General features: G+C 40.2%; 25 protein-coding genes. 10 read left to right on the top strand and 15 right to left on the bottom strand.

Going from position 1 to position 21,978, the window contains the following annotated elements; genetic code table 11:
• Positions 1 to 159 precede the first annotated feature (159 nt).
• Positions 160 to 747 (top strand): SCO family protein, encoded by a 588-nt coding sequence (locus ACIQXR_RS08090; RefSeq protein ID WP_402867730.1) that lies wholly within the window; start codon positions 160 to 162, stop codon positions 745 to 747.
• A gap of 91 nt (positions 748 to 838) precedes the next feature.
• Here the strand turns inward: ACIQXR_RS08090 and ACIQXR_RS08085 are convergent, their stop codons facing one another.
• From ACIQXR_RS08085 to ACIQXR_RS08070, 4 genes are all read right to left on the bottom strand, one after another.
• On the bottom strand, positions 839 to 1,366 hold the full coding sequence (locus tag ACIQXR_RS08085) for an HD domain-containing protein (protein WP_402867729.1): 528 nt from the start codon (positions 1,364 to 1,366) through the stop codon (positions 839 to 841).
• A 178-nt stretch (positions 1,367 to 1,544) separates the two neighbouring features.
• Positions 1,545 to 3,089: a fatty acid--CoA ligase family protein gene (locus tag ACIQXR_RS08080; protein ID WP_402867728.1), complete on the bottom strand. Its 1,545-nt coding sequence runs from the start codon at positions 3,087 to 3,089 to the stop codon at positions 1,545 to 1,547.
• Between the two features lie 184 nt (positions 3,090 to 3,273).
• Positions 3,274 to 4,263, bottom strand: a complete 990-nt coding sequence (gene lplA, locus ACIQXR_RS08075; RefSeq protein WP_402868530.1) for a lipoate--protein ligase — start codon at positions 4,261 to 4,263, stop codon at positions 3,274 to 3,276.
• A 51-nt stretch (positions 4,264 to 4,314) separates the two neighbouring features.
• Entirely contained in the window at positions 4,315 to 5,049 is a 735-nt protein-coding gene (locus tag ACIQXR_RS08070) for an MBL fold metallo-hydrolase (RefSeq protein ID WP_402867727.1), read from the bottom strand.
• Between the two features lie 170 nt (positions 5,050 to 5,219).
• Here ACIQXR_RS08070 and yhfH point away from each other — a divergent pair, with 170 nt between their 5' ends.
• Entirely contained in the window at positions 5,220 to 5,348 is a 129-nt protein-coding gene (yhfH, locus tag ACIQXR_RS08065) for a protein YhfH (RefSeq protein WP_402867726.1), read from the top strand.
• Positions 5,349 to 5,512: 164 nt separating this feature from the next.
• On the opposite strand, the gene ACIQXR_RS08060 is transcribed toward yhfH, so the two are convergent.
• The 4 genes from ACIQXR_RS08060 to hemE all read right to left on the bottom strand — a co-directional run bounded on the left by ACIQXR_RS08060 (position 5,513) and on the right by hemE (position 9,745).
• On the bottom strand, positions 5,513 to 6,088 hold the full coding sequence (locus tag ACIQXR_RS08060; RefSeq protein ID WP_402867725.1) for a TetR/AcrR family transcriptional regulator: 576 nt from the start codon (positions 6,086 to 6,088) through the stop codon (positions 5,513 to 5,515).
• A 142-nt stretch (positions 6,089 to 6,230) separates the two neighbouring features.
• Positions 6,231 to 7,670, bottom strand: coding sequence for a protoporphyrinogen oxidase (gene hemY / locus ACIQXR_RS08055; protein ID WP_402867724.1), 1,440 nt, complete (start codon positions 7,668 to 7,670; stop codon positions 6,231 to 6,233).
• Positions 7,671 to 7,694: 24 nt separating this feature from the next.
• A complete protein-coding gene (hemH, locus tag ACIQXR_RS08050; RefSeq protein ID WP_402867723.1) occupies positions 7,695 to 8,627 on the bottom strand; it encodes a ferrochelatase in 933 nt (310 codons plus the stop codon).
• A gap of 74 nt (positions 8,628 to 8,701) precedes the next feature.
• Entirely contained in the window at positions 8,702 to 9,745 is a 1,044-nt protein-coding gene (gene hemE, locus ACIQXR_RS08045) for a uroporphyrinogen decarboxylase (RefSeq protein ID WP_402868528.1), read from the bottom strand.
• Positions 9,746 to 10,026: 281 nt separating this feature from the next.
• On the opposite strand from hemE, the gene ACIQXR_RS08040 reads away from it, so the two are divergent.
• Positions 10,027 to 10,545, top strand: a complete 519-nt coding sequence (locus ACIQXR_RS08040) for an antibiotic biosynthesis monooxygenase family protein (RefSeq protein ID WP_402867722.1) — start codon at positions 10,027 to 10,029, stop codon at positions 10,543 to 10,545.
• Positions 10,546 to 10,642: 97 nt separating this feature from the next.
• Here ACIQXR_RS08040 and ACIQXR_RS08035 read toward each other — a convergent pair whose 3' ends face one another.
• Positions 10,643 to 11,284, bottom strand: coding sequence for a phosphatase PAP2 family protein (locus tag ACIQXR_RS08035; protein WP_402867721.1), 642 nt, complete (start codon positions 11,282 to 11,284; stop codon positions 10,643 to 10,645).
• 95 nt (positions 11,285 to 11,379) lie between these two features.
• Between ACIQXR_RS08035 and ACIQXR_RS08030 the strand changes: the two genes are divergently transcribed.
• Positions 11,380 to 12,594 carry a M20 family metallopeptidase gene (locus ACIQXR_RS08030; RefSeq protein WP_402867720.1) on the top strand — a complete coding sequence of 405 codons (1,215 nt, stop codon included), beginning with the start codon at positions 11,380 to 11,382 and terminating at the stop codon, positions 12,592 to 12,594.
• A gap of 123 nt (positions 12,595 to 12,717) precedes the next feature.
• Here ACIQXR_RS08030 and ACIQXR_RS08025 read toward each other — a convergent pair whose 3' ends face one another.
• The 4 genes from ACIQXR_RS08025 to ACIQXR_RS08010 form a co-directional block, all read right to left on the bottom strand.
• A complete protein-coding gene (locus ACIQXR_RS08025) occupies positions 12,718 to 13,158 on the bottom strand; it encodes a cell wall hydrolase (protein ID WP_402867719.1) in 441 nt (146 codons plus the stop codon).
• Positions 13,159 to 13,269: 111 nt separating this feature from the next.
• Positions 13,270 to 13,980, bottom strand: coding sequence for an EcsC family protein (locus ACIQXR_RS08020; protein ID WP_402867718.1), 711 nt, complete (start codon positions 13,978 to 13,980; stop codon positions 13,270 to 13,272).
• A 102-nt stretch (positions 13,981 to 14,082) separates the two neighbouring features.
• Positions 14,083 to 15,291: an ABC transporter permease gene (locus tag ACIQXR_RS08015; RefSeq protein WP_402867717.1), complete on the bottom strand. Its 1,209-nt coding sequence runs from the start codon at positions 15,289 to 15,291 to the stop codon at positions 14,083 to 14,085.
• Positions 15,284 to 16,027 carry an ABC transporter ATP-binding protein gene (locus tag ACIQXR_RS08010; RefSeq protein ID WP_402867716.1) on the bottom strand — a complete coding sequence of 248 codons (744 nt, stop codon included), beginning with the start codon at positions 16,025 to 16,027 and terminating at the stop codon, positions 15,284 to 15,286. Before ACIQXR_RS08010 ends, ACIQXR_RS08015 begins: the two co-directional genes overlap by 8 nt.
• 660 nt (positions 16,028 to 16,687) lie before the next feature.
• Here ACIQXR_RS08010 and ACIQXR_RS08005 point away from each other — a divergent pair.
• The 3 genes from ACIQXR_RS08005 to ACIQXR_RS07995 all read left to right on the top strand — a co-directional run bounded on the left by ACIQXR_RS08005 (position 16,688) and on the right by ACIQXR_RS07995 (position 19,060).
• Entirely contained in the window at positions 16,688 to 17,110 is a 423-nt protein-coding gene (locus ACIQXR_RS08005; RefSeq protein WP_402990132.1) for an HIT family protein, read from the top strand.
• A gap of 203 nt (positions 17,111 to 17,313) precedes the next feature.
• A complete protein-coding gene (gene serC, locus ACIQXR_RS08000; protein ID WP_402867714.1) occupies positions 17,314 to 18,417 on the top strand; it encodes a 3-phosphoserine/phosphohydroxythreonine transaminase in 1,104 nt (367 codons plus the stop codon).
• 124 nt (positions 18,418 to 18,541) lie between these two features.
• Positions 18,542 to 19,060, top strand: a complete 519-nt coding sequence (locus ACIQXR_RS07995) for a tryptophan transporter (protein ID WP_402867713.1) — start codon at positions 18,542 to 18,544, stop codon at positions 19,058 to 19,060.
• Positions 19,061 to 19,181: 121 nt separating this feature from the next.
• On the opposite strand, the gene yhzF is transcribed toward ACIQXR_RS07995, so the two are convergent.
• Positions 19,182 to 19,355, bottom strand: coding sequence for a membrane protein YhzF (gene yhzF / locus ACIQXR_RS20550; RefSeq protein ID WP_483878325.1), 174 nt, complete (start codon positions 19,353 to 19,355; stop codon positions 19,182 to 19,184).
• A gap of 326 nt (positions 19,356 to 19,681) precedes the next feature.
• On the opposite strand from yhzF, the gene ACIQXR_RS07990 reads away from it, so the two are divergent.
• Together ACIQXR_RS07990 and ACIQXR_RS07985 are read left to right on the top strand one after the other, a co-directional pair.
• Positions 19,682 to 20,044, top strand: coding sequence for a YtxH domain-containing protein (locus ACIQXR_RS07990; RefSeq protein WP_402867712.1), 363 nt, complete (start codon positions 19,682 to 19,684; stop codon positions 20,042 to 20,044).
• 188 nt (positions 20,045 to 20,232) lie between these two features.
• Positions 20,233 to 20,811, top strand: coding sequence for an HTH-type transcriptional regulator Hpr (locus tag ACIQXR_RS07985; protein WP_402867711.1), 579 nt, complete (start codon positions 20,233 to 20,235; stop codon positions 20,809 to 20,811).
• A gap of 2 nt (positions 20,812 to 20,813) precedes the next feature.
• Here the strand turns inward: ACIQXR_RS07985 and ACIQXR_RS07980 are convergent, their stop codons facing one another.
• Positions 20,814 to 21,140: a DUF1878 family protein gene (locus tag ACIQXR_RS07980; RefSeq protein ID WP_402867710.1), complete on the bottom strand. Its 327-nt coding sequence runs from the start codon at positions 21,138 to 21,140 to the stop codon at positions 20,814 to 20,816.
• Between the two features lie 204 nt (positions 21,141 to 21,344).
• On the opposite strand from ACIQXR_RS07980, the gene ACIQXR_RS07975 reads away from it, so the two are divergent.
• Entirely contained in the window at positions 21,345 to 21,902 is a 558-nt protein-coding gene (locus tag ACIQXR_RS07975) for a DUF3267 domain-containing protein (protein ID WP_402867709.1), read from the top strand.
• Positions 21,903 to 21,978: the final 76 nt, after the last annotated feature.

Here is a 21,978-nt window from a genome sequence, read left to right as displayed (position 1 = left end):
ATAGTTTAATCCAAAATGGACAGGTTAGAACCGTATTTCCAATCCCTTTGATAAATAATTGTCCATAAATGTTCATGATTACACCCAATTTCATTCCTTCTATAGGAATTTCATCCTGTATAGTGAAGATAGAATATCAGACTTGAGGTGGAAGATACGATGAAAAAGATTTATATTATTTTCACTACATTATTGGTCATTGGAATTGGATCGGGCATCTACTATTTTACAGAGTACCGCCAGGCAAAAATGGCGTTTCCCGAAGAAATTACGATGAATACCCATGACGGGGGTACATACAGCTTCTCCAATTTAAAGCCCAAAGTTCGCCTATTAGAATTCATATACCTTGATTGTCCAGATTTATGTCCAAACACCACCTATCAAATGCAAAAAATTCGGGATGAACTTGTGAAGCAGGATATTTTTGGGAAGGAAGTGGAGTTTTTGACCGTTACGTTTAATCCGGAAATGGATACCATAGATAAAATGAAATCATATGCCCAAGCGTTTGAAATGAACAACACGGAAGGGTGGGAGTTCTTACGGGGTACACCCGAGGATACGAAAAAACTCACGGATCAATTCGATTTTCTATTTCGGGATTCGGGGACCGGGGAATTCGTTCATAGTACGGCCACTTATTTACTAGATACTGATAATCGTGTTGTTGAAGTTTTCGGCATGGGGGAATATGATTTTGGTAAAGATGAGGTATATCAAGCCATTATGAAGGAAGTCGAATAAGAACCGAAGATGAAAATGCCCATGACTTCGAACACTTGAATTCATCATAAACTTACATTCTGTAATAGAAAAAGCTATCATCCGTCGATACTTAGGATGATAGCTTTTTCCTTTCCTCTTCATCAATGAGTGTGTCTAATTTAATGATGCTTTCTTTTGCACGCAGGAAATCAATTTTTCGGTAATGGTGTTTTCCGCCTTCTTCTTCATCTTTCTCATCGGCCCATTTGACGACCTGCTGAAGTGGCGTTCGAGTTATATCATTTGAAGGTAAAAACGAATCGGTGTGAAATAGGATCGCGAGGGAAATGGTTTTGGCTTTAATCGGGTTTTCTCCAAGCCGGATTAACAACTTATGGGCTCTCTCAGCCCCTTTGATTGGATGGATGTCGTTCTGTTTATACAGGTCATAGTCCCATTTTCCATTGCTGTACCATGTGAAGTGGCCCATATCATGCAGAAGTCCGGCCTTTGCAGCGATATCAGGATCTACATTGTATTCCTTTGCCATATGAAATGCATGATAGGATACGGCTATTGCATGGGCCATCCCTGAACGGTTCAGGTATTTTTGAGCAATGGGGTGGGTGAATATATCTAAAAGTTTTACATCTCTCATTCTTCCTCTTCTCCTTTCATCTAGGGAAATTTTTAATAACCATAATATCTCTTTTGAAAAAAATAAGCAAGATAAAGGCTCAGTTCATATAATTTATGCATTTACTAGTCAAATCGGCTGTACAAAAAAGAAGACAATAGCACATAAGGCCATTGTCTCCTATCTAATTAGGTATCATTCACACTTGGGTTACATGGGTTTTTAAGCTACGACGCAAGATCTTGCCTGTCGTATTTTTTGGGAGCTCGTCTATAAACTCGATTTTGGCCGGAACTTTATACTTGGCTAAATGCTCTAAACAATAAGCAAGTAATTCTTCCTCACTCAACGCGTCATTTTTCTTCACTACAAAGCATTGGACGACTTCGCCCTGATTCGGATCTGGAACGCCTATCGCTGCCGCTTCCACGACTTCGGGATGGGCATACAGAACCTCCTCTACCTCGCGCGGGTAAACATTGTACCCGCCCACAATAATGAGTTCCTTTTTACGGTCCACAATGAAAAAGTAGCCTTCTTCATCCATACGGGCTAAGTCTCCGGTATAAAGCCAGCCATCTTTTAAAACGGCAGCCGATTCTTCAGGCATTTTATAATACCCCTTCATTACGTTCGGCCCTCTGACAATTAACTCGCCAACTTCATTGACCCCTACTTCTTCTCCTAATTCATTCACGACTTTATTTTCGACATTGACTATATTGGTTCCAATCGAGCCTGCTTTCCTTGGGCGATCCAAGGGGTTGAAGCAGGTTACGGGAGAAGCTTCGGATAAACCATACCCTTCTGAGATATTCACATTGAATTTTTTCTCGAAGGATTCAAGAAGGGATACAGGCAAAGCCGAGCCTCCCGAAATGCAAAAACGTAATGATTCAAGTTCTTCAGCCGTACCATCAGGATATTGAAGCAGGAAATTATACATGGTAGGAACACCAGCAAAGACCGTCGCCTCATATTTTTTGATTAGCCTGAAAATTTCCTTCGGACTGAATTGTGGAACGATTAACAGTGTGCCCCCGCTTAATAATGGGGCATTCACGACGACAGTCAGGCTGAATACATGAAACATGGGCAACGTTGTCACCACACGGTCATCTTCCGTAATGTTTAAGTACTCACCCGTATCGTGTGCATTCGAGTAGATGTTCTTATGGGATAGCATGGCGCCTTTTGGTTTTCCAGTAGTCCCCGACGTGTATAGAATAATGGCTGTGTCTTCCGGATCTAAATCGGGTCCTTTGAACTGGACATCCCCTGATGCTATCATCTGTGTAAACGATTTCATTTTAGGGTAAATGCTAAGTTTACTCATCTCCCCATTATCTGGTTGCGTTTCACAAATGACGTAATTCTCAACACTTGAAAGTATCGGATTCAACTTCTCCAATAATGGTGAAAGCTTGTCTAAAGCCACCACTACCTTGACATCACCGTTATTCAATATATACCCGATTTCATCTGGCGAATAGATTGGATTAACAGGTATGACAGTGGCCCCTGTTCGTAGTGCGCCATACATCGAAATAATGAAATGTGGAGAATTGCCGAGAAGCAAGGCAATATTATCACCTTTTGAGACACCAAGCTTATGTAGTTCGTCTGCAAACTTTGATACGGCCGCATCCAGTTCTCTATATGAAGTGGATTGATCCATAAAGTAATAAGCTGGCTTATCAGCCTTTATTAAAGCTGTTTGATGAAGCTGTTCAGATAAATTCATCGTTCTCCCTCCCCCTGTGTACATAGCATGAATGAGCAGTCATTCATTTTTAACGCAAACTAAATACACTTTTATTATAGTAAAAGAAAGAACCAACATCAACAATTATATCCATTTTTAAGCAATTATTGTCATAATTAGACACAAAAGCCGTCCCCATTTACGAGGACAGCTTTTTCAATCATTAAAAGATGAGTGCTAAAATTTCTTCTTTTGTTACATTGCCAAAATAATGGTGGACATCAATTTCATCTAAAATACGATTAATCGATTCCTTTTCATACCGGACTCCGATCAGTTTTTGCTCGATATCCGTAACTTCCCCCACTCCGAAAAAGTCACCATAAATTTTGCAGTTCCTAATGATTCCCTTGCTCACTTCTAGACGGATATCCACCGATCCAACGGGGAATCTATGAGAATTCTGCACATTGAATTTAGGGGACTTCCCGTAGTTCCATTCCCAGTTTTGATATCTTTCTTTTGAGATCTCGTGGATTCTTTTCCAGTCGTCCTCTGTTAGAACGTACTCCGGAATGACTTCACTATCTTCAAAAATATTCTTCAAAAGGAAAGAACGGAATTCTTCCACTGACATCGGTTCTTTAAGAAAGTCGGCAATATTTCCAACCCGGCTCCTAATCGATTTAATGCCCTTTGACTCAATTTTATCTTTCTTCACCTTCAAGGCCGAAACGATGTGGTCCATTTCCGAATTAAACAGCAAGGTACCGTGACTGAACATCCTGCCTTTCGTTGAAAACATCGCATTACCGGAAATTTTCTTTCCTTCGGCGAGGATATCATTACGTCCGCTTAGTTCAGCATGTATTCCCAATTTTTCGAGCGTCTGAACGACCGGCTCAGTGAATTTTTTGAAATTATGAAAGCTGTCCCCATCATCTTTCGTGATGAAGCTGAAATTAAGATTCCCCAAATCATGATAAACAGCCCCTCCCCCTGAAAGTCGGCGGACAACGGTAATCCCGTTTTCTTCAACATAATCCGAATTGATTTCCTCTATCGTATTTTGGTTCCTCCCGATAATGATGGACGGACGGTTTATGTAGAATAAAAGAAAAGTTTCATCAATATTCAAGTGTTTGAGCGCATATTCTTCAATAGCTAAATTAATCTGTGGATCTGTAATACCTTTATTATCAATAAAAAGCAACGTAGCTCCCCCTTGTCGGCGTTCTTCATCCATTTGTTCGTTCAAATATTTTTATAATTGAAATTCAAGATTGCTTTTGGCTATAGCAATTTCCCGTTTAAAAACCTCGGAAGCCTCTTTTTTGAGTTGGTTGAGGTCTCCATAATGTGGGAGGTGGGTCAACAACAAAAGTTGGGCGTCGGCCTTATCGGCGAGCATTCCCGCTTCCCTTGCCGTCATATGACCAGCCTTCGTGCCGTCCATGTTGCTGTAAAAATTACTTTCACACAATAAAACATTGGCGTCCTTCGCAAATTCAGCCAATTCATCCATATAGGCACTATCCCCCGTATAAACAAGGGCATGATCTTCAGCTTCGATTCTCATGGCAAAGCATGGCACAGGATGTTTCGTCTTCATAAAAGTAAAAGTGCACGGTCCAATCGTTAAAGGTTCATCAGTGGAATAGGCCACTCCATTTGTAATATCCTTATATGTTAACTTTTCGAATTCCGTAGTATCCAAATCATGGCCATATATAGGAATGGTCCTTTTTTCACTGCCCAAGATTTGCTGTATTAGTGCCGCATGCTGTAAGACACCAATATCCGCTACATGATCTGGGTGATAATGTGATAGCACGACCGCATCAAGTTCTTCAGGTTTCATGTGATTTTGTAGCTGCGATAAAACACCGCTTCCACAATCGAGTAGAATGCGAAAATCTTCATATTCAAGCAAATAGCCGGAACTTGCCTCATTTTTAGCTGGGTAGCCGCCCCAGCAGCCAATTACGGTGATTTTCATCTTTGGCACTCCTTTATTCTCTCATGACTTCCCCATAAATATAAACTATTCTCCCCCTCATTTCATCTTTTTCACATATGTTATAAAACATTAGTTGACATTATCACTCTGTTATAATACAATAAATCTATAGAAATCAGATTAATAAAAAAATTCAGGAGATGATGTTCATGATTCAAAGTAGCGTAGAGTTCTTTAGAAACTTACCTCCAAAGCAGTGTGTGGATTGTGGAAAGAAAATTGAAGAACAGCACGAATGTTACGGAAACCAATGTGATCATTGCCTTACTGGAGAATGAGAGTTTAAGTGTTTTACCATCCAGTAGGATGATCCATATAGGGTTACACCAACTGACCTATCCCCAGATAAAAAGACGATTCCTTTTTTGGAATCGTCTTTTTATCTGTTCTTTTACAACAGATGAACACAGGTATGAAGGTCAAAAGACAAAAAAAAGAATTATCAAGTAACTGATAACCCTTTGAATAAATATACTTTGAATAACTCGGCAATTTCTTCTTTCCCTAATGGTTCATGATACCGTTCCCAATCAAAAATGAGGGCAAGATACATTTTTAACATGAGGAAAGCGGTTATCTCCGGGTCACAGTCCTGAATGTAACCCTTTTCAATCGCCGCTATTAGTTTTTCTTTAATATACGACACTATGGCTTCTTCCATTTCATTCACCATATCCTGAACAGCCGGCGTCCCAATTTCCCTTTCTTCCTGAAGAAGTTTCAAGGATAATTGATGTTCCTGCCTAAATTCCAGAATACGATACACAGCTCTATGCAGATTCTCGAAGAAGGGTAATTCTTGATCGAAGGATTGTTCAGCTTCATACTTCATTTCCTCTATCATCCGTTGGACAATTTCTTTGAACAGCTCTTCTTTATTCTTATAAAAGGTATAGATCGTACCTTTACCAACATTGGCAATTTTAGCTACTTGATCCATCGTCGTTGCCTTGTATCCAAAGAGAGAAAAGGATTTAGTAGCAGCTTCTAAAATCAATTTTTTACGATCAACAGACATTCCTCACCCCAAATCTGACCAAAATAAAGAAACGGTCAATAAGTTCTATTATATCTTACCAAAACATCTCTTGTAATTCAATCGATTTACCAATATATGATTCACTGGCCTTCCCGTTTATCAATAAAACAGTGACTACCCATCAATGGACAGACACTGTTTTTATGGGAGTGGCATCGACTTGTTGAATGAAGTCAAAGACCTCCTTCACCACTTTCTCGGATTGACCGATGCAGTCTGGCAAACTGAAACCATCATAAGAACTGCCGGCAAGAAAGACACCGGGTAGTTCAGTTCTGATGCTTTTCTTTAACTGTTCAACCTTTTCTTTATGACCGACCGTATACTGCGGCATGGTCTTTTTCCATCGACTGATCAATGCAAAGTCAGGTTCCTTGGTTATCGACATCGTTTTGTTCAGATCATCCAATACAATCCTTATGATTTCTTCATCTGATAAGTCTACCACCGTTTCGTCACCGGAGCGTCCGATGTAACAGCGAAGTAGAATTTTTCCGGCCGGTGTCATATGTGGCCACTTCTTATGAGTGTATGAACAGCAAGTAACTGTATAATCACTGTTTCGGGACACCACAAAACCGCTACCCCTTAATTCCATATTAAATGCGTCTTCATCGAATGCCAAAGAGATTGTAGCCACACTGATGGCTGACATTTCCCTTAGCATATCAAAGTAGGGGTAATTCGCAAACATGTTATAGCTAGCCTGATGGGGCGTTGCCACAATGACTGAGGAGGCATGAACCGCAGAATTATTATTCAATTGAATGACATATTCATCGTTCACTTTGTCAATTTCCCTTACCCTTACGCCCTTAAGGAAAGTTTCAGGGGCAAGTTTTCCTTCTATTGCCTGAATGAACGACTCCATCCCTGCCTTAAACGTTTGCTGGTCTCTTCTTGTCGTGGAATATTCCTTGGAAGCTGTATTTTTCTTCAAGCCCATGATGAGACTACGATGTTTTTGCTGGGTTTCGTAGAAATCAGGAAACGTGGAAATTAGACTGATTCCGTCCAGATCCCCCGCAACAATGTTCGATAACACCGGTTCTGTTAGGTTCTCAAATACCTCATCACCCAGTCGCCTTCTGATGAAACCGCCAAACGACTGATCCTTCTTTTCTTTAGAACGAGGCAGGATTAAATCAGCCACAGCTCTCAACTTTCCGAAAAGACTGATGGATTGGGTCCTTAAAAAGGGAGCAAGTTTCATCGGAATTCCTATTAAAGTACCCTTTGGTAAAGGATAGAGCGTTTCCCGTACTAACACGGAAAGACTGCCATCCTTCATGCTTACAAGCTGTTCCTCCATACCTACTTCTCTCGCTAGGCGGACTACATGTGAATTCTGGGCTGGAAATGATTCTGGTCCTCTTTCGATGATAAAGCCATCCTTTACGGTGGTCTTTATTTTCCCGCCCAAGCGAGGGTCAGCTTCTATTAAAAGCACTTCATGAGGAAGACCTTCCTGCTTCAACCTTTTTTGAAGATAATAAGCTGAAGCAAGTCCGGTTATCCCTCCGCCGATTATGGCAATCGTTTTTATAGGCTGATCCACCATTCATCGCCCTCTTTTTAAAAATAATTATTTCTCATCCAGCTTATTTAAAACAATGGTAGCCAAGGCATCGATAAATGCCGGTTTTACATTTGGCATATCCGGACGGTAATATCCAGCCCCGATTTCCTCAGTAACCACTTTACACTCATAATCATTATCGTATAGGACTTCAAGATGCTCCGCTACAAATCCTACAGGAATGTAAATGAAAGCCTTAAATCCTTTTTCATGATAAAGGTCTCTTGTAAGATCTTGAACGTCAGGGCCAAGCCAAGGTTCTGGCGTCTGTCCAGCACTTTGCCAACCTACCGCATAATTGGAGACACTCGCACCCTCGGCAATCAATTTTGCCGTTTCTTCAAGCTGCTTCGGATATGGGTCCCCCAATTGTAGAATCTTTTCCGGAAGACTGTGTGCCGAAACGATCAACGCATAATTATCACGTTCTTCTGACGTCATTTTCCCGATTACGCCTTTTAATTGATCGACCCAATACTGGATGAATTTCGGCTCATCGTACCAGCTTTCAACGGATTGAATGCTCATGCCATATTTGGCCGCTTCATCCTGCGCCCGTCCATTGTAGGACTTCACACTGAAAGTTGAAAAATGGGGCGCCAATACGATACTGACAGCCTCCGTGATGCCGTCATCATGCATTTGTTTAACCGCGTCCTCGACGAATGGCTCGATATGCTTAAGGCCCAAATAAGCCTTGAATTCAATGTCGTCCTGGATGGAGTTCAATTGTTTTTCAAGCGCTTCAGCTTGTCCTGCTGTAATCTTTGCAAGGGGGGACAAACCTCCAATTGCTTTATATCTTCCTTTAAGGTCATCCATTAATTCATCACTCGGTCTTCTTCCGTGACGGATATGCGTATAGTATCTTTCAATATCTTCTTCTGTGTACGGAGTTCCATAAGCCATGACTAAAAGGCCCATTTTTTTCGTTGTCATGAAATTACACCTCTTTAGAAAATTTCGATCAATCTATTTTGCATCTTTTAGCCAGTGCGTTTCAAATGATTCGCTCAGCCTTTTTTCATGCTTGATGAATATTCATGTATAAAAGCGGTCAACTTCTTTAATGTTTCCGGGTTCACATCAGGAAATACTCCATGTCCCAAATTGAAGATATAGCCATCCTGTTGCATGCCTTGATCAAGGATTTGTTTAGCACGTTCCTCTATGATATCCCATGATGATAATAAGATGGCAGGATCCAGGTTCCCCTGAACCGTTTTCTGAATGCCCATTTCCCTTGCTTGTGAAATAGGTAATCTCCAATCCAGTCCTACTACATCGATAGGAAGGTCATTCCATTCCAATGCCAAGTGGCTTGCCCCGACACCGAACATGATTAGCGGTACACTTTCCTCACGTAACGAAGTGAAAATACGATTCATGATAGGTTTGATGAACACCCTATAATCCTCGACATTTAAAGCACCTACCCATGAGTCGAAGATTTGCACGGCTTTAACGCCAGCTTTAATCTGTGCCTTCACATAGACAATGATCATTTCCGCTAACTTGTCCATTAACGCAAACCATGCTTTTGGCTCGGAATACATGAATGCTTTCGTCTTATTATAGTTTTTCGATGGGCCGCCCTCAATCATATAGGAAGCGATCGTAAACGGTGCACCAGAAAACCCTATCAATGGGACAGTCAATTGTTCGTTCGTTAATAATTTAATCGTATCCAATACATAAGGAATATCTTCTTCCGGAGTCAATTCCCCTAATTTTTCAACATCTTTCAATGATCGTATCGGATTGGAAATGACTGGACCAATTCCTGACTTGATTTCAACATCCACGCCCAATGCTGGTAGCGGTGTCATAATATCTTTATATAAAATCGCTGCGTCCACATCATATTGTTCAACAGGCAATCTTGTTACAAAAGCGCATAATTCCGGCTGATGTGTAATTTCAAAAAGAGAATACTTTTCCTTCAATTTACGGTATTCCGGCTGTGAACGACCTGCCTGACGCATATACCAAACTGGCACATGATCCGTTTTCTCTCCTCTAGCAGCTTTTAAAAATGTATCATTCTTAATATCCATACTCATTAATATCCACCTTTCACACACTCAACGTTCCTTTTTTTATGTATCACTTACATAGAATATCAGATGGTAGTTGAATTTCAAATTGAATCTCCTTAAACTATAGCTTTTTCTAATATAGAAGTATAGCCAACCTAAGTATTTGTCAGAAATTCGACCTTTTTCGAAAAAAACCTGAGCAAACGAAGTGACAAAACTAGTTGAAGGATCATGGTAAAAACATTACCTGTTGGGTAAAATGGGTATAGAGACTACTATTAACTATCGGAGGGGAAAATATGAATATATACATTACATCAGGCACATTCAATTTCATGAAAATAAAAAAAGATAAGCATCCAGCTGAAAAAATATTGCTCATGCAAAATGCGGAAACTACCGTTCTCTTACATGAGACAACAAGTAAAACCATTTTTGCTTCGCCACGTAAATACGAAGTCGTGGGTGGCACGGGCGAACTTCCTGAAAACGGGTATGTCGTCATGAACAATATCCCTGTCAGCGAAGAGGGCCGTCCTGTATTCGAGCATCGCTTTAAAAATATTTCTGGTTTCATTGAAAAGGAACCTGGCCTTGTCGCCCTTCGTATCCTAAGGCCAATCCATTCCGAAACATACGTCATCTTGACCATTTGGGAAAAACAAACGAATTTTTTAAGTTGGAAGAACTCAAGCTCCTTCGAGCAAGCCTTCCATAATAATGGATCCAATTCCCCGGTAACCAATTCAAGCCAGAAAATGTTCTCAGGCGAAGCCTATCTGACCCAATACACTTTAGTGAAGGATACCGATGAATAGGCATCAACCATACATGAAAAGGCCACCCATTTTTGGATATCGGCCTTTTCTTTTTTAAAACTGGCAAAAAACGGACGAATCATCCTTGCCCCTGGTTTCAAGGCCCCTCATTTCCCCTAACCTCTTTCCTCTTAAACCATTGATATATGGATAGACAACCTACGCTATACGCCACCCCGAGGGCAAAGCCAGCCAAGACATCGGTAGGAAAATGGACTCTAAGGGCGATCCTGCTCATTCCGATGAGCAGGATTAGTAAAAGAAATCCAATGCCGGCTACCCATTTCAGTGATTTGGACTTTATTGCTTTAATGGTGAAATAAGCAACCATACAATAAAAGATCATTCCTACCATGGAATGCCCGCTTGGAAAACTGAAACCCGGAGCTTCCACCAAGCTATATTCAGGACGATCTCTTTGGATCCATTTCTTTATCAATCTCTTTAAGAGGTCGCCTCCAGCCACTCCTATCGAGACGACTGCCATCGCCGTGTAATCCTTCTTTCCAAACCATACATATAGAACGAGAACTAGACTGCCACACCCTATAAAAATGGATGAACCGAGATATGTGATCGTTTTAAAAAAAGGAAACCAATGTGTAGTATCCACCCCTGTAAAGATTCTCGAAATAGTACTGTCAAAGGGTAATATGACTCCTTTTTCTATTTCGTTCATGATCATAATGAAGATGAACAAGCATATTAGTATGGAAGCAAGCTTCGGATATTTAATCATGATAAATGCTCCTTTATGTATGACCGATTTCCCCTTTTACCCCCTCCAATTATGATATACTATTTACAAATAATCCAATGATTAGGAGGTTTGTGATGATTGAACGATTAGATGTTCTTCTTGAAGAGTCCTACGGGGAGATGGTATCGATCCGACGGTACCTTCACCAATATCCTGAGCTCTCCTTTCATGAAACCAAAACAGCTGCCTTTATCGCCGAGTTTTATCGGAAACTAGGGATAGATGTTCAAACCAACGTCGGGGGAAACGGAGTAGTGGCAAAGATCTATGGTAGTAACCCCGGTAAGACGGTTGCATTGCGAGCCGATTTTGACGGACTTCCCATTCAGGATGAAAAGGAAGTCCCTTATAAGTCCACCGTTCCCGGCATCATGCATGCTTGTGGACATGATGGCCATACCGCGACTCTTCTGGTTCTTGCAAAGACCCTTTATGAACTGAGGGATGAATTGGAAGGTGAATATGTGTTTATCCATCAGCATGCAGAGGAGTATGCTCCAGGCGGGGCTAAACCAATGATCGAAGCAGGCTGTTTAAATGGGGTGGACGTGATTTTCGGTACTCATTTATGGGCAACGGTCCCGACAGGAACCATTCAATACGCATATGGACCGCTAATGGCGGCAGCCGACCGTTTTGAAATCCTGATACAAGGTCAAGGAGGACATGGTGCACAACCTCATAATACACGGGATGCCATCGTGACTGCCTCCCAGCTCGTGGTCGCTTTACAGCAAATCGTCAGTCGTCGCATTAACCCATTGGATTCAGCCGTCATCACCATCGGTTCCTTCGTCGCGGATAATGCCTTTAACGTCATTGCAGACAAAGCAAAGATAGTTGGGACAGTCCGAACTTTCAAAGAAGATGTCCGTTCTTTCATTCGTGAAGAAATAGAAAGGGTCGTTAAAGGGATTTGCCTTTCTGCCGATTGCACCTATGACTACCAATTCCATCAAGGCTATCCAGCGGTCGTCACCCATGAAGAGGAGACCAGGTTCCTTATCGATTGCACCAGCTCAATCAAAGAAGTCCAATTCCTAGAGGAAGTTGAGCCAAACATGACAGGTGAAGACTTTTCTTATTATTTACAGAATGTCAAAGGAACATTCTTCTTTACTGGTGCCCAACCACGAAAAGACCCTACTTATCCACACCATCATCCCCTATTCGACTTTGATGAACGGGCCATGCTTATAGCTGCCAAGACATTAGGTACCGCGGCAGTCACTTATCAAAAGAAAAAACAACCACGAAAAGAACAAGACACTATTGCGAATAAAGGATAGGCATTGACTTATCCGAACAGCAAAAGGGAACCCCATTAATTCCAGGGGTTCCCTTTTGCACGAAATGAAGCACCTACAAGCGTGTTCTTTAAAAAACTGTAACATGGACGGAACATCCAAAAACTATCCCATATAAACACTTTCACATGTTCCAGGTTTTGGTTCATAAAAACAGTGATTTTTAAATTGGCCGGTGAAAGGCTGGTCATACCATGTTGGAGGGCACGCAGCATATGGGTTGAAGTACCAAAGAGCATATTTCGCTGGGTGTTCTCTCCAACTTTCCAAATTCCTTTTTGCTAATCTTCTTTCAGCCTCTCTCGATCTTTGATAAAATACATTTCCTTTTTGAACCGCTTCGAAAGAATAATTTCCTCCTTGAACCTGATAGACGACTTCAGGGATTGTTCTAACATTTTTAAAGTCTAAGCAATCTGCTACAGCACGATTCACAATGACATTCCCGACATATAACATTCCCTGGAGCCCTTCACCTTCGGCCTCTGCCCTCATCATCCTTGCCATTAAATCTACATCCGAACTTCGGTAAGTTACTCTTGGCATGTTTTCACCTCAATATTTTTCACCTCAATATATAGTATGAAAAATAACTATATTCATGTCTGTTCATAAAAGTGAAACGAAGTTTTAAATAGAAACCGACGGGTACTCTAATCATTCTTTACTGGATAAAAGACGAATCCGATAACAATTGATCGCCGTCTCCCCAAGCTGTTCAAGTAAATGGTGGTTGGCATAGGCACCGACGGCCGCGCCAAACCCCGGAACAAGCTGGAACATTTTGACCACATCAATATAATCGCGATATTCTTGCTGAAAATCCTGCCAATTGATTTCCGGGTGATTGCCCCTATTCCAGTCCTGTATGACCCTTAAAGTCTCCATTTTCTTTTTCTCGCTTGAAAAAGCCATTTGGAAGACGTGAAGGATGAACAATCGTTCTTCATATTCGTTTGGGTCAAATCCATATAGGCGGGAAATCTCAAATAATAGCTTCATTTTTATGCTTAATAGCAGGGGGAAATCGACCATCCCAACCAATAGGCCTGCAGCACCCGTCCCCACCCCTTCAATGACCGCCGTTCTACGATGGCTCGTTACCTTTTCTTTTACCCACTCTTCTTTTTGTTGCAAAGATAACAGCATGACGTTTTTTTCTTTGGATATATACTTAGATCCTGACAACACAGCCCCCACCATGCTTCTAATGCTCTCGGAAATCATTTTATGAACCTTTGTCGGGATATAACTGTTCACTTTGAGTTGAACCTTTTTGGAAACCCGCTCAAACTTGCCTGACTTCTTATTGACTTTCTTTGTCCATGAGGCGAGTTCAGATAGCGCCTTTTGCTCGTATGCATCCATTTTTCCCACCTCCATATTTCATGTATATACCGTCCATACAAGTTTTAGCTTTAATTTCTAAAAAATGAAGCTGATTTTTCAAAAGAAAAATCAGCTTCGCGTTTAAAAGTTCTTGATTTTTTTGGTGGCGTACTTTTTGAATCCCAGAATGAAGATGATCCCTAGAACCAATACGGCTAATGTGGAAACCCATTCTCCTTTTATTAAAAGGATGAGGGAAAACAGGACAGCCTCAAATAAAAGGAAATAGGAGATAAGTTTAATGACTGCGGATTCCCTCATTTTTGCGGGCAATGGATATAAGGATACCCAGACTTTCCATTCATGCACCTTCCAAACTGGTAAAAGCTGAAGGGCTGTCATGAATAGGAATAAGAAAGTGACAATTAAATGCGCCCAGATGTTCGTAAACACCATCAGTATGATGGCACCGATTACCGTCAACCGTATGCATAGACCTACATAATCATTCGATCTAAGCAATGTGCGGGCATACAGGTAATTGTAGGTGGATTTTTCACCGTATGGAATGAAGGCTAAAAGCCAGTCCATCCACTTCCTACGTGCTACCTTCCCTTTCAAGTGAGGAACATCCGTGAACATATTCGCTATTCTGTAAAAAGCTGTCATTCGCTTGTTTTCGAGTTCCACCAAACGTTCCCACTTCAAAACAAGGCTTTTGGTGGCACTGCGGTAATACAGATATAGGCCAATCAGCAATACGAAGGTGACCAGTACATATAGGATATGGGCTTTTGAACATACAAAGTAAAGTATTACTGCATTAAGTACCAGGCGGAGGATCGAATCCCAGTGGCTCACTGATACATCCTGGTATTTGAGCACATGCCAGCGCATGGACAAATTCAGATACTTCAAAACGAGTAACACAACGAGTATGAACCCTAACTGCTTACCGCTTGCACCCGTAACTTTTGCATACATTGGTACGAATACGAGTAACATGATTAATAGCAAAAATCCTTGCATGACCCAACTGACCATCAGAGAATTTTTGAAATAGCTTTTCATCTTCGTTTCAAGCGGCAGTAAAAACACGGTATCCGGTTCTTTTAAGAATGTGTTGATGGGACTTCTAGTTACAAGGAGGCCCAACACAAAGGCCATGATCAGTTCAGCCGGAAAATCGCTATCCAGTGTTTTCACCCAGTCACTGTAATAATAAGCCAAACCGCCTAATACCAATACCATCACGAAAACGAGATGGCCGTTAAAAATGTAACGAAGGTATTTTTGCATTTCCTGGATGTAGAGAATATACCTTTCCTTCCAGAGACCTTGACTATTCATGACCGTTCTCTTCCTTCGTTAACTGGATGTATAAATCATCAAGCGTGGCTCCAGGCATGGAGAATTGTTCGCGAAGCTGCTCCAAGTTACCTTTTGCCCGTATTTCTCCGTTGTGCAGGATAATGAAAGAATCGCAATAACGTTCCGCAGTAGCCAGGATATGCGTCGACATTAATATACCTGCCCCACTCTCCTTCATTTTCCTCATCAAATCAAGCAAAGATTGAATGCCTAGTGGATCCAGGCCTACAAATGGCTCATCGATGATATATAATGATGGTTGTATTAAAAAGGCGCACATAATCATGACTTTCTGTTTCATGCCCTTAGAAAAATGGGCCGGAAACCATTTAAGCCTTTTCTCCATGCGGAATTCCTTCAGGAGACCGGTCATTCTCTCTTTATACTCAGATTCTTCCAGACCATGAGCCATGGCCGTTAGCTTCAAATGTTCCTCAAGTGTCAGTTCATCATATAAAATAGGTGTTTCCGGAATATATGTAAATTGCTTCCGATATGTATCAGGATCTTGGGCGAGTGTTTTTCCATGAATCGAGACACTTCCACCTTTAGGCTCCATGAGTCCGATAATGTGTTTTATCGTCGTACTTTTCCCAGCACCGTTGAGTCCGATTAACCCAACAAGCTCATTAGGCTGAATATCGAAACTTATTCCTTTCAGTACGGGTATTTTTGTGTATCCCCCAACTAGTTGCTTAATTTCCAATAAGGACATATAAACGATCCTTTCTATATAAACGTTCTTTTTACCATTTTACCAAATTCTCCTGTTTTTATATAGTCGAGTGCACCTAAATTAAAATTTCCTAAAATAACCAATTATACTTTTCTTACTTCTGGGCCATCATAATTAAGGAAGAAGGGGCTAGTCATTGCAAGTGATTCACATCATATTGTAAATGAGGTGTCAGTTAAAGACGTATAACACTGAAATACCCAGAAGTTTCATTACAATTTATTTACATTCAAATTGTAAATGAGGTGTCAGTCAAAGACGTATAACTGAACGATACCAGAAGCTTCATTATTAAAATCGTTTCGAGCAAGGAGATGGTTCTCTTGCACGTAAAAGCTGAAAAACCATTCATTCATTATCGAATATACTTTGGAAGTTGAAAAAACTTTAAAGATATAGGAGATGGTTGGTTTGAATGCAGAATCTCTAATCAGATGACCAAAATTTTACTCTATTGTAGATGAGGTGTTTGTCGCAGAGAATTTAGATGCTAATGCGAATATATAATTGAAGCCCACTTCCCCTTTTTCAAACAGGCAGGGTGCAACGTTTTCGTTGCATCCTGTTTTTATGTTTTTTCTTTTCCTGGGGAATCATGCTATGGTACGATTAACCAAAATAGTGAATGGAGTGTTTTATATGAGCGATTGCATTTTCTGCAAGATCATCAATGGAGAGATTCCAAGTACGAAAGTATATGAAAATGAACATGTACTTGCCTTTCTTGATATCAGCCAAGTAACAAAAGGACATACACTGGTGATTCCGAAAGTACATAAGGAAAACATTTATGAGTTAACACCTGAGATCGCCAAGAATCTATTTGAAGTCGTACCGGAAATTGCTCGTGCCATGAAACAGGAATTCCAGCCTGTAGGATTGAATATCCTAAACAACAACGGTGAAGCCGCCGGACAATCCGTCTTCCATTTCCATATGCACTTGATTCCACGCCATGGTGAGCATGATGGATTCGGTGCCGTTTGGAAAACCCATACAAGCGAGTATACTCCTGAAGCTTTAAAAGGAATTGCCGATTCCATTTCCCAACACATTAAATAACATTTCCCTTTTTTGTTTATATCGGGAAAATACTAAGACCAAATAGGTCCCTGATTCCTTTAGGGGCCTATTTTTTACATGTTTTTACATAACGATTTCCCACACTAAAAATTCTAAATTTTCCTCCTATTTAAATTCGTTTTCTGTTAGGATATATATAGTCTTACATACTTTCACACATTACTGTATAGGAGGAACACACATTGAAACGTGCACGTAATTTTAACGCTGGGCCTGCTGCCCTTCCATTGGAAGTTTTACAAAGAGCTCAAAATGAATGGTTGAATATCGAGGATTCTGGCATGTCTGTCATGGAATTAAGTCATAGAAGCGCAGAATTCGAAAAAATCCACAATCACGCGATCCAAACGCTGAAAGAAATCATGGAAATTCCGGACAATTACGAAATCTTGCTTTTACAAGGTGGAGCCAGCCTCCAATTTTCCATGATTCCCATGAACATATTGAAAGATGGGAAGCGTGCAGATTACGTCCTGACTGGTTCTTGGTCGGAAAAGGCTTTAAAGGAAGCGAAGAAAGTTGGGGAAACAGCGGTCGTTGCCTCTTCTAAAGATGATACATATACGTTCATTCCCAAAGTTACTGATATCGAAATGAATGAAGATGCTGCCTATTTGCACATTACAAGCAACAATACCATCTACGGCACGCAGTGGAAGGAATTTCCTGAAACAGGGAGCGTCCCACTCGTGGCAGATATGTCGAGCGATATCCTTAGCAGAAAAATTGATGTTAGTAAGTTCGGCATCATTTATGCGGGAGCACAAAAAAACTTGGGACCATCAGGAATCACGGTCGTGATTATCCGTAAAGACTTAATAACTGATAATGACAAGATTCCTTCCATGCTTAATTATTCTATTCATTCAAAAAATAACTCTTTATACAACACACCACCAACATTGGCCATATACTTATTATCCCTTGTATTGGATTGGGCAAAAGAACAAGGCGGTGTAGAAAAACTCGCACAAATCAATGAAGAAAAGGCTAAAGCCATCTACGATACCATTGATAACAGCAATGGCTTCTATAAAGGACACGCCCTTTCTGATAGCCGTTCACATATGAATGTAACGTTCACACTTCCAACAGAAGAAGCTGAAAAGCAGTTCCTTAAGGAAGTAAAAGAAGCTGGATTCGTAGGCCTTAACGGACATCGCTCCATCGGAGGTTGCAGGGCATCCATTTATAATGCCGTTCCACTTTCCCATTGTCTGGAACTTGCTGCGTTCATGAAAAAGTTCCAAGAATCTTACAGCGCAAAAGAAACTCAAGCCCTTTGATATGTAGGTAATTTTGACTTCTAAAAGGCTAGGTCCTATGATATAATATTTAAAACTTCTTGCAACAAGCAATAGTGCATTGTTGAAGAAATTTAGTTGAGATGAGAATAGGAGAGATGAGTAAATGAAAACGAAAACCCTTGTGTCGATGTCCCTATTAATTGGGATTGGAGCAGCCCTCCATTTTATCATTCCTGGATTCTTCTTAGGAATGAAGCCTGACATGATGTTGCTGATGATGTTTTTGGCGATTGTACTGTTTCCCGAGAAAAAGAATGTATTCATCGTCGCCCTGGCTGCTGGAGCCATTTCTGCCATGACAACGACATTCCCTGGAGGACAAATCCCCAATATCATCGATAAGTTGGTCACAGCCTTTTTGTTTTACCTTTTATTCATCGGGATTAGGAAGTTTTCAACTTCCGTTATCAGCGTGAGTATCCTGACTGCCTTAGGAACCATCATATCTGGTGCTGTCTTCCTTGGTTCGGCTTATTACATCGTTTCCTTGCCAGGACCTTTCGTTGCACTATTCGGAGCTGTCGTACTTCCTGCCGTACTGCTTAACACAGTGGCAATCATCGTTATTTATCCAATTGTGAATGGCATTGTAAAAAAAACAAAGATACCCGTTCATGCTTAATCAGCAGGATTAACATACTTTAAAAAGCACCGGATGCCCGGTGCTTTTTTTTACACTCCTATATGGATTCGAACCAACACCCACTAGATTTCGCCAACTCATCCTAAAACCACTCGGGCGCTTAATGAACAAGCACCCATAATAACCAGACCAAAAGCAGAAAGGCACCTGGGACCCCCAGCATGACTGCATTGGACTGAAGCACCCTCTTAGGGGGATAACTCCCTGGATGTTTTGCTCTTGCTAAAAAATACCCCATCCCGCACAGGCATATTAGACCTAATAAAAATATCATTTTCATTGTAAACCCACCAATGCCATCAACAGAGCCGACAGCATGTTTTTTTATTATCTATATGCTGAACTTCCCTTTATATGTAAACTTCCAGAGTCTTCACGCTTGGTTTCCCTATCATTATTGAAAGAAAGAAGTTTAAAAAAATATTTTTGTGATATAAAGATAAAATGGTAGATCCTCTTCCATAAGGAAGAAAATTATGGTATTTTGTTATCAATAGCATTTATATCCCTATATAACATAATTTCCAATTGATGTTTTTCCTAGCAGGGATTTAGGCCATGTTAAGCGAAATGAATAATTATAAAATGAGGTGATTCTAAATGAAGGCAAAATCATTATTGATCGGCTTTATTACCGGAACAGTTGTAGCGGGTGCAGCCACATTACTTTCTACACCAACTTCAGGGAAAGACCTACGGAGTCGCATTAAAACAAATTCCGATGAAATTAAAACAACGATTGAAGAGTTGAAGGTTAAATTGCTGAATATTAAAGAGGACACGATGGAAGCGACTCAAATTAGCAAAGAAACGGTGAAAACTTTCATTTCGGATGTACAAGTCGTCATAGAGAACTGGAAGCAGGACATCGAACCGAATAAAACGGAGTTATTGAGGAATGTTCAAGAAATAGAGGAATCTTTAAGAGAATTGGAAACAACCATACCCTCTTCTAAAAACTGAAGGCAAAAGGAAGCACATTGTCGAATCTCCATTTTTACCATAAAAATACATCGTATTTTAGGGAAAAATGGAGAATTCATTGGCGATTATTAAATTTTCTAAAAATTTTGCTAATATTCTCTTTATTAATTTTTATTTTATTGTCATAATAATATATACAGAATCTGATAAGTAGGTGAGCCCATAAGATGCAGAATAAAAATTATTCTATGAAAGAAGCAATGATATTCAGTCAGCGAATCGCTCAATTAAGTAAAGCTTTATGGAAATCAATTGAAAAAGACTGGCAACAATGGATTAAGCCTCATGATTTAAACATTAATGAGCACCACATTCTATGGATTGCCTATCATCTTAATGGCTCTTCCATTTCCGATGTGGCCAAGTTTGGGGTCATGCATGTTTCTACTGCCTTTAACTTTTCTAAGAAATTGGAAGAACGTGGATTCTTGACGTTCTCAAAAAAAGAGAATGATAAAAGAAACACGTATATCGAAATCACCGATGAGGGAGAAAAAGTCATACTTGATTTAATGGAGACTTATGAACCAAGTAATAACTCCGCTTTCTCCGGAGCGATGCCCCTTCGTGAACTTTACGGTAAGTTCCCCGAAATGATTGAGATGATGGCTGTCATCCGTAATATCTATGGGGAAGATTTCATGGAAATATTCGAAAAATCCTTTGCTAACATCGATCGGGACTTTACTGACGTGGAGGGCAAAATTACAAAAAAAAAGATAGAGAAAGAAACTGAGGCCGTTTAATCTCACATTTTAGCCATTTCCTTCATGAACGATACATATATACCTTGTGAGAGGCAAGCCTCAATGCATTCTTTTATAGTTGTTTTGGGATTCAAATTTTTCTCCAGTTGACTAAAAAGCGGTCGAAAATTCATGTACCCTTCCGCTTTTTCTATTTCAAAGCGTTTGCTCAATACATCACATAAGGCATGTAATTCTTCGGCTTCCCTCTTCGTGAAATTTTTTTCCACGAAAAGATAATCCAATTTTGCCTGTGGATTATGAATTAACTTTAGTAGCAGTCGCTGGTGAAAACGGAGTATTTCGATTTCCTCATTTACACTTCTCATTCTATAGTCCCCAATCAATCATTATTTAGCATATGCATACAAAATCCATTATTATTTTTTCAGTTAATTTTCGTTACTCCACGAAATGCCCCACCAATCCTGAGCCTGGAAACTCCATCCTTTTTTATCTAAAAACAAAATCCATAAAACCTATTGCTTTTTCCATTCATTCATCGTAATGTATGTAAGTAAATTTAAGGGTCTATGGAGGCTGATTTCAACATGAATTCATGGAAAACAATTGACCTTTCAAAACAGTATGGGAGTTGCCGTCTACTCCTATTTACAGTTTTCACTATAATGATGTCATTTGTTTTAATATATACATTATTAAGCGTATTTTCACCCCATGTCATTTTGTATGACGATCAAACGATGGGATTTTTTAGCTTATTGCTCTTATTATATCCTGTTCACAAATTATTACACTACTTACCTATGAGATTAATATGTAAAAAGGTAAAAACATCATGGTCCCTCAGGTGGCATCTCGTACTTACATGCAAAGTATACGTGCATCATCCGATTCGGAAAAATCTCTATCTTATCACCTTGGTTCTACCCTTTTTCATCATGTCCTTTATTTTTATCGGTTGCGCCGTGGCTTTCCCACACTACACCCATTATTTCACCATTTTACTATCTTTGCATACAGGTTTGTGCGTGTCGGATTTCATTTATGTCAAGAACCTGATAGGATCACCCGGGCGATCCTTCATTGAGGAGCACGGAGAAGGATACGATATCCTAGTCCAAAAATGAATATTGCCTCCTTCCGACGCTACCAAGATTTTTAGGTATCTTTTTTCATTAATATTTGGTATCGTATTTATACATG

Source organism: Peribacillus sp. NPDC097224, from assembly GCF_044761985.1.
In the GTDB taxonomy this organism is placed as follows: Bacteria; Bacillota; Bacilli; order Bacillales; family DSM-1321; genus Peribacillus.
The sequence above is the reverse complement of the archived record's forward strand: the minus strand, read 5'-3'. Positions and strand labels throughout refer to the sequence as shown.

Coding starts and splice junctions, on each gene's coding strand:
- ACIQXR_RS08070 (WP_402867727.1), bottom strand. CDS start 5,049: ATGAAAATCACCGTAATTGGCTGCTGGGGCGGCTACCCAGCTAAAAAT.
- ACIQXR_RS08020 (WP_402867718.1), bottom strand. CDS start 13,980: ATGGATGCATACGAGCAAAAGGCGCTATCTGAACTCGCCTCATGGACA.
- hemE (WP_402868528.1), bottom strand. CDS start 9,745: ATGGATATTAAGAATGATACATTTTTAAAAGCTGCTAGAGGAGAGAAA.
- ACIQXR_RS08085 (WP_402867729.1), bottom strand. CDS start 1,366: ATGAGAGATGTAAAACTTTTAGATATATTCACCCACCCCATTGCTCAA.
- yhfH (WP_402867726.1), top strand. CDS start 5,220: ATGATTCAAAGTAGCGTAGAGTTCTTTAGAAACTTACCTCCAAAGCAG.
- ACIQXR_RS08030 (WP_402867720.1), top strand. CDS start 11,380: ATGATTGAACGATTAGATGTTCTTCTTGAAGAGTCCTACGGGGAGATG.
- ACIQXR_RS07980 (WP_402867710.1), bottom strand. CDS start 21,140: ATGAGAAGTGTAAATGAGGAAATCGAAATACTCCGTTTTCACCAGCGA.
- hemY (WP_402867724.1), bottom strand. CDS start 7,670: ATGGTGGATCAGCCTATAAAAACGATTGCCATAATCGGCGGAGGGATA.
- ACIQXR_RS08060 (WP_402867725.1), bottom strand. CDS start 6,088: ATGTCTGTTGATCGTAAAAAATTGATTTTAGAAGCTGCTACTAAATCC.
- ACIQXR_RS07990 (WP_402867712.1), top strand. CDS start 19,682: ATGAAGGCAAAATCATTATTGATCGGCTTTATTACCGGAACAGTTGTA.
- ACIQXR_RS08005 (WP_402990132.1), top strand. CDS start 16,688: ATGAGCGATTGCATTTTCTGCAAGATCATCAATGGAGAGATTCCAAGT.
- yhzF (WP_483878325.1), bottom strand. CDS start 19,355: ATGATATTTTTATTAGGTCTAATATGCCTGTGCGGGATGGGGTATTTT.
- ACIQXR_RS07975 (WP_402867709.1), top strand. CDS start 21,345: ATGGAGGCTGATTTCAACATGAATTCATGGAAAACAATTGACCTTTCA.
- ACIQXR_RS08010 (WP_402867716.1), bottom strand. CDS start 16,027: ATGTCCTTATTGGAAATTAAGCAACTAGTTGGGGGATACACAAAAATA.
- ACIQXR_RS08025 (WP_402867719.1), bottom strand. CDS start 13,158: ATGCCAAGAGTAACTTACCGAAGTTCGGATGTAGATTTAATGGCAAGG.
- ACIQXR_RS08080 (WP_402867728.1), bottom strand. CDS start 3,089: ATGAATTTATCTGAACAGCTTCATCAAACAGCTTTAATAAAGGCTGAT.
- ACIQXR_RS08035 (WP_402867721.1), bottom strand. CDS start 11,284: ATGATTAAATATCCGAAGCTTGCTTCCATACTAATATGCTTGTTCATC.
- ACIQXR_RS07985 (WP_402867711.1), top strand. CDS start 20,233: ATGCAGAATAAAAATTATTCTATGAAAGAAGCAATGATATTCAGTCAG.
- ACIQXR_RS08090 (WP_402867730.1), top strand. CDS start 160: ATGAAAAAGATTTATATTATTTTCACTACATTATTGGTCATTGGAATT.
- ACIQXR_RS07995 (WP_402867713.1), top strand. CDS start 18,542: ATGAAAACGAAAACCCTTGTGTCGATGTCCCTATTAATTGGGATTGGA.
- ACIQXR_RS08040 (WP_402867722.1), top strand. CDS start 10,027: ATGAATATATACATTACATCAGGCACATTCAATTTCATGAAAATAAAA.
- hemH (WP_402867723.1), bottom strand. CDS start 8,627: ATGACAACGAAAAAAATGGGCCTTTTAGTCATGGCTTATGGAACTCCG.
- ACIQXR_RS08015 (WP_402867717.1), bottom strand. CDS start 15,291: ATGAATAGTCAAGGTCTCTGGAAGGAAAGGTATATTCTCTACATCCAG.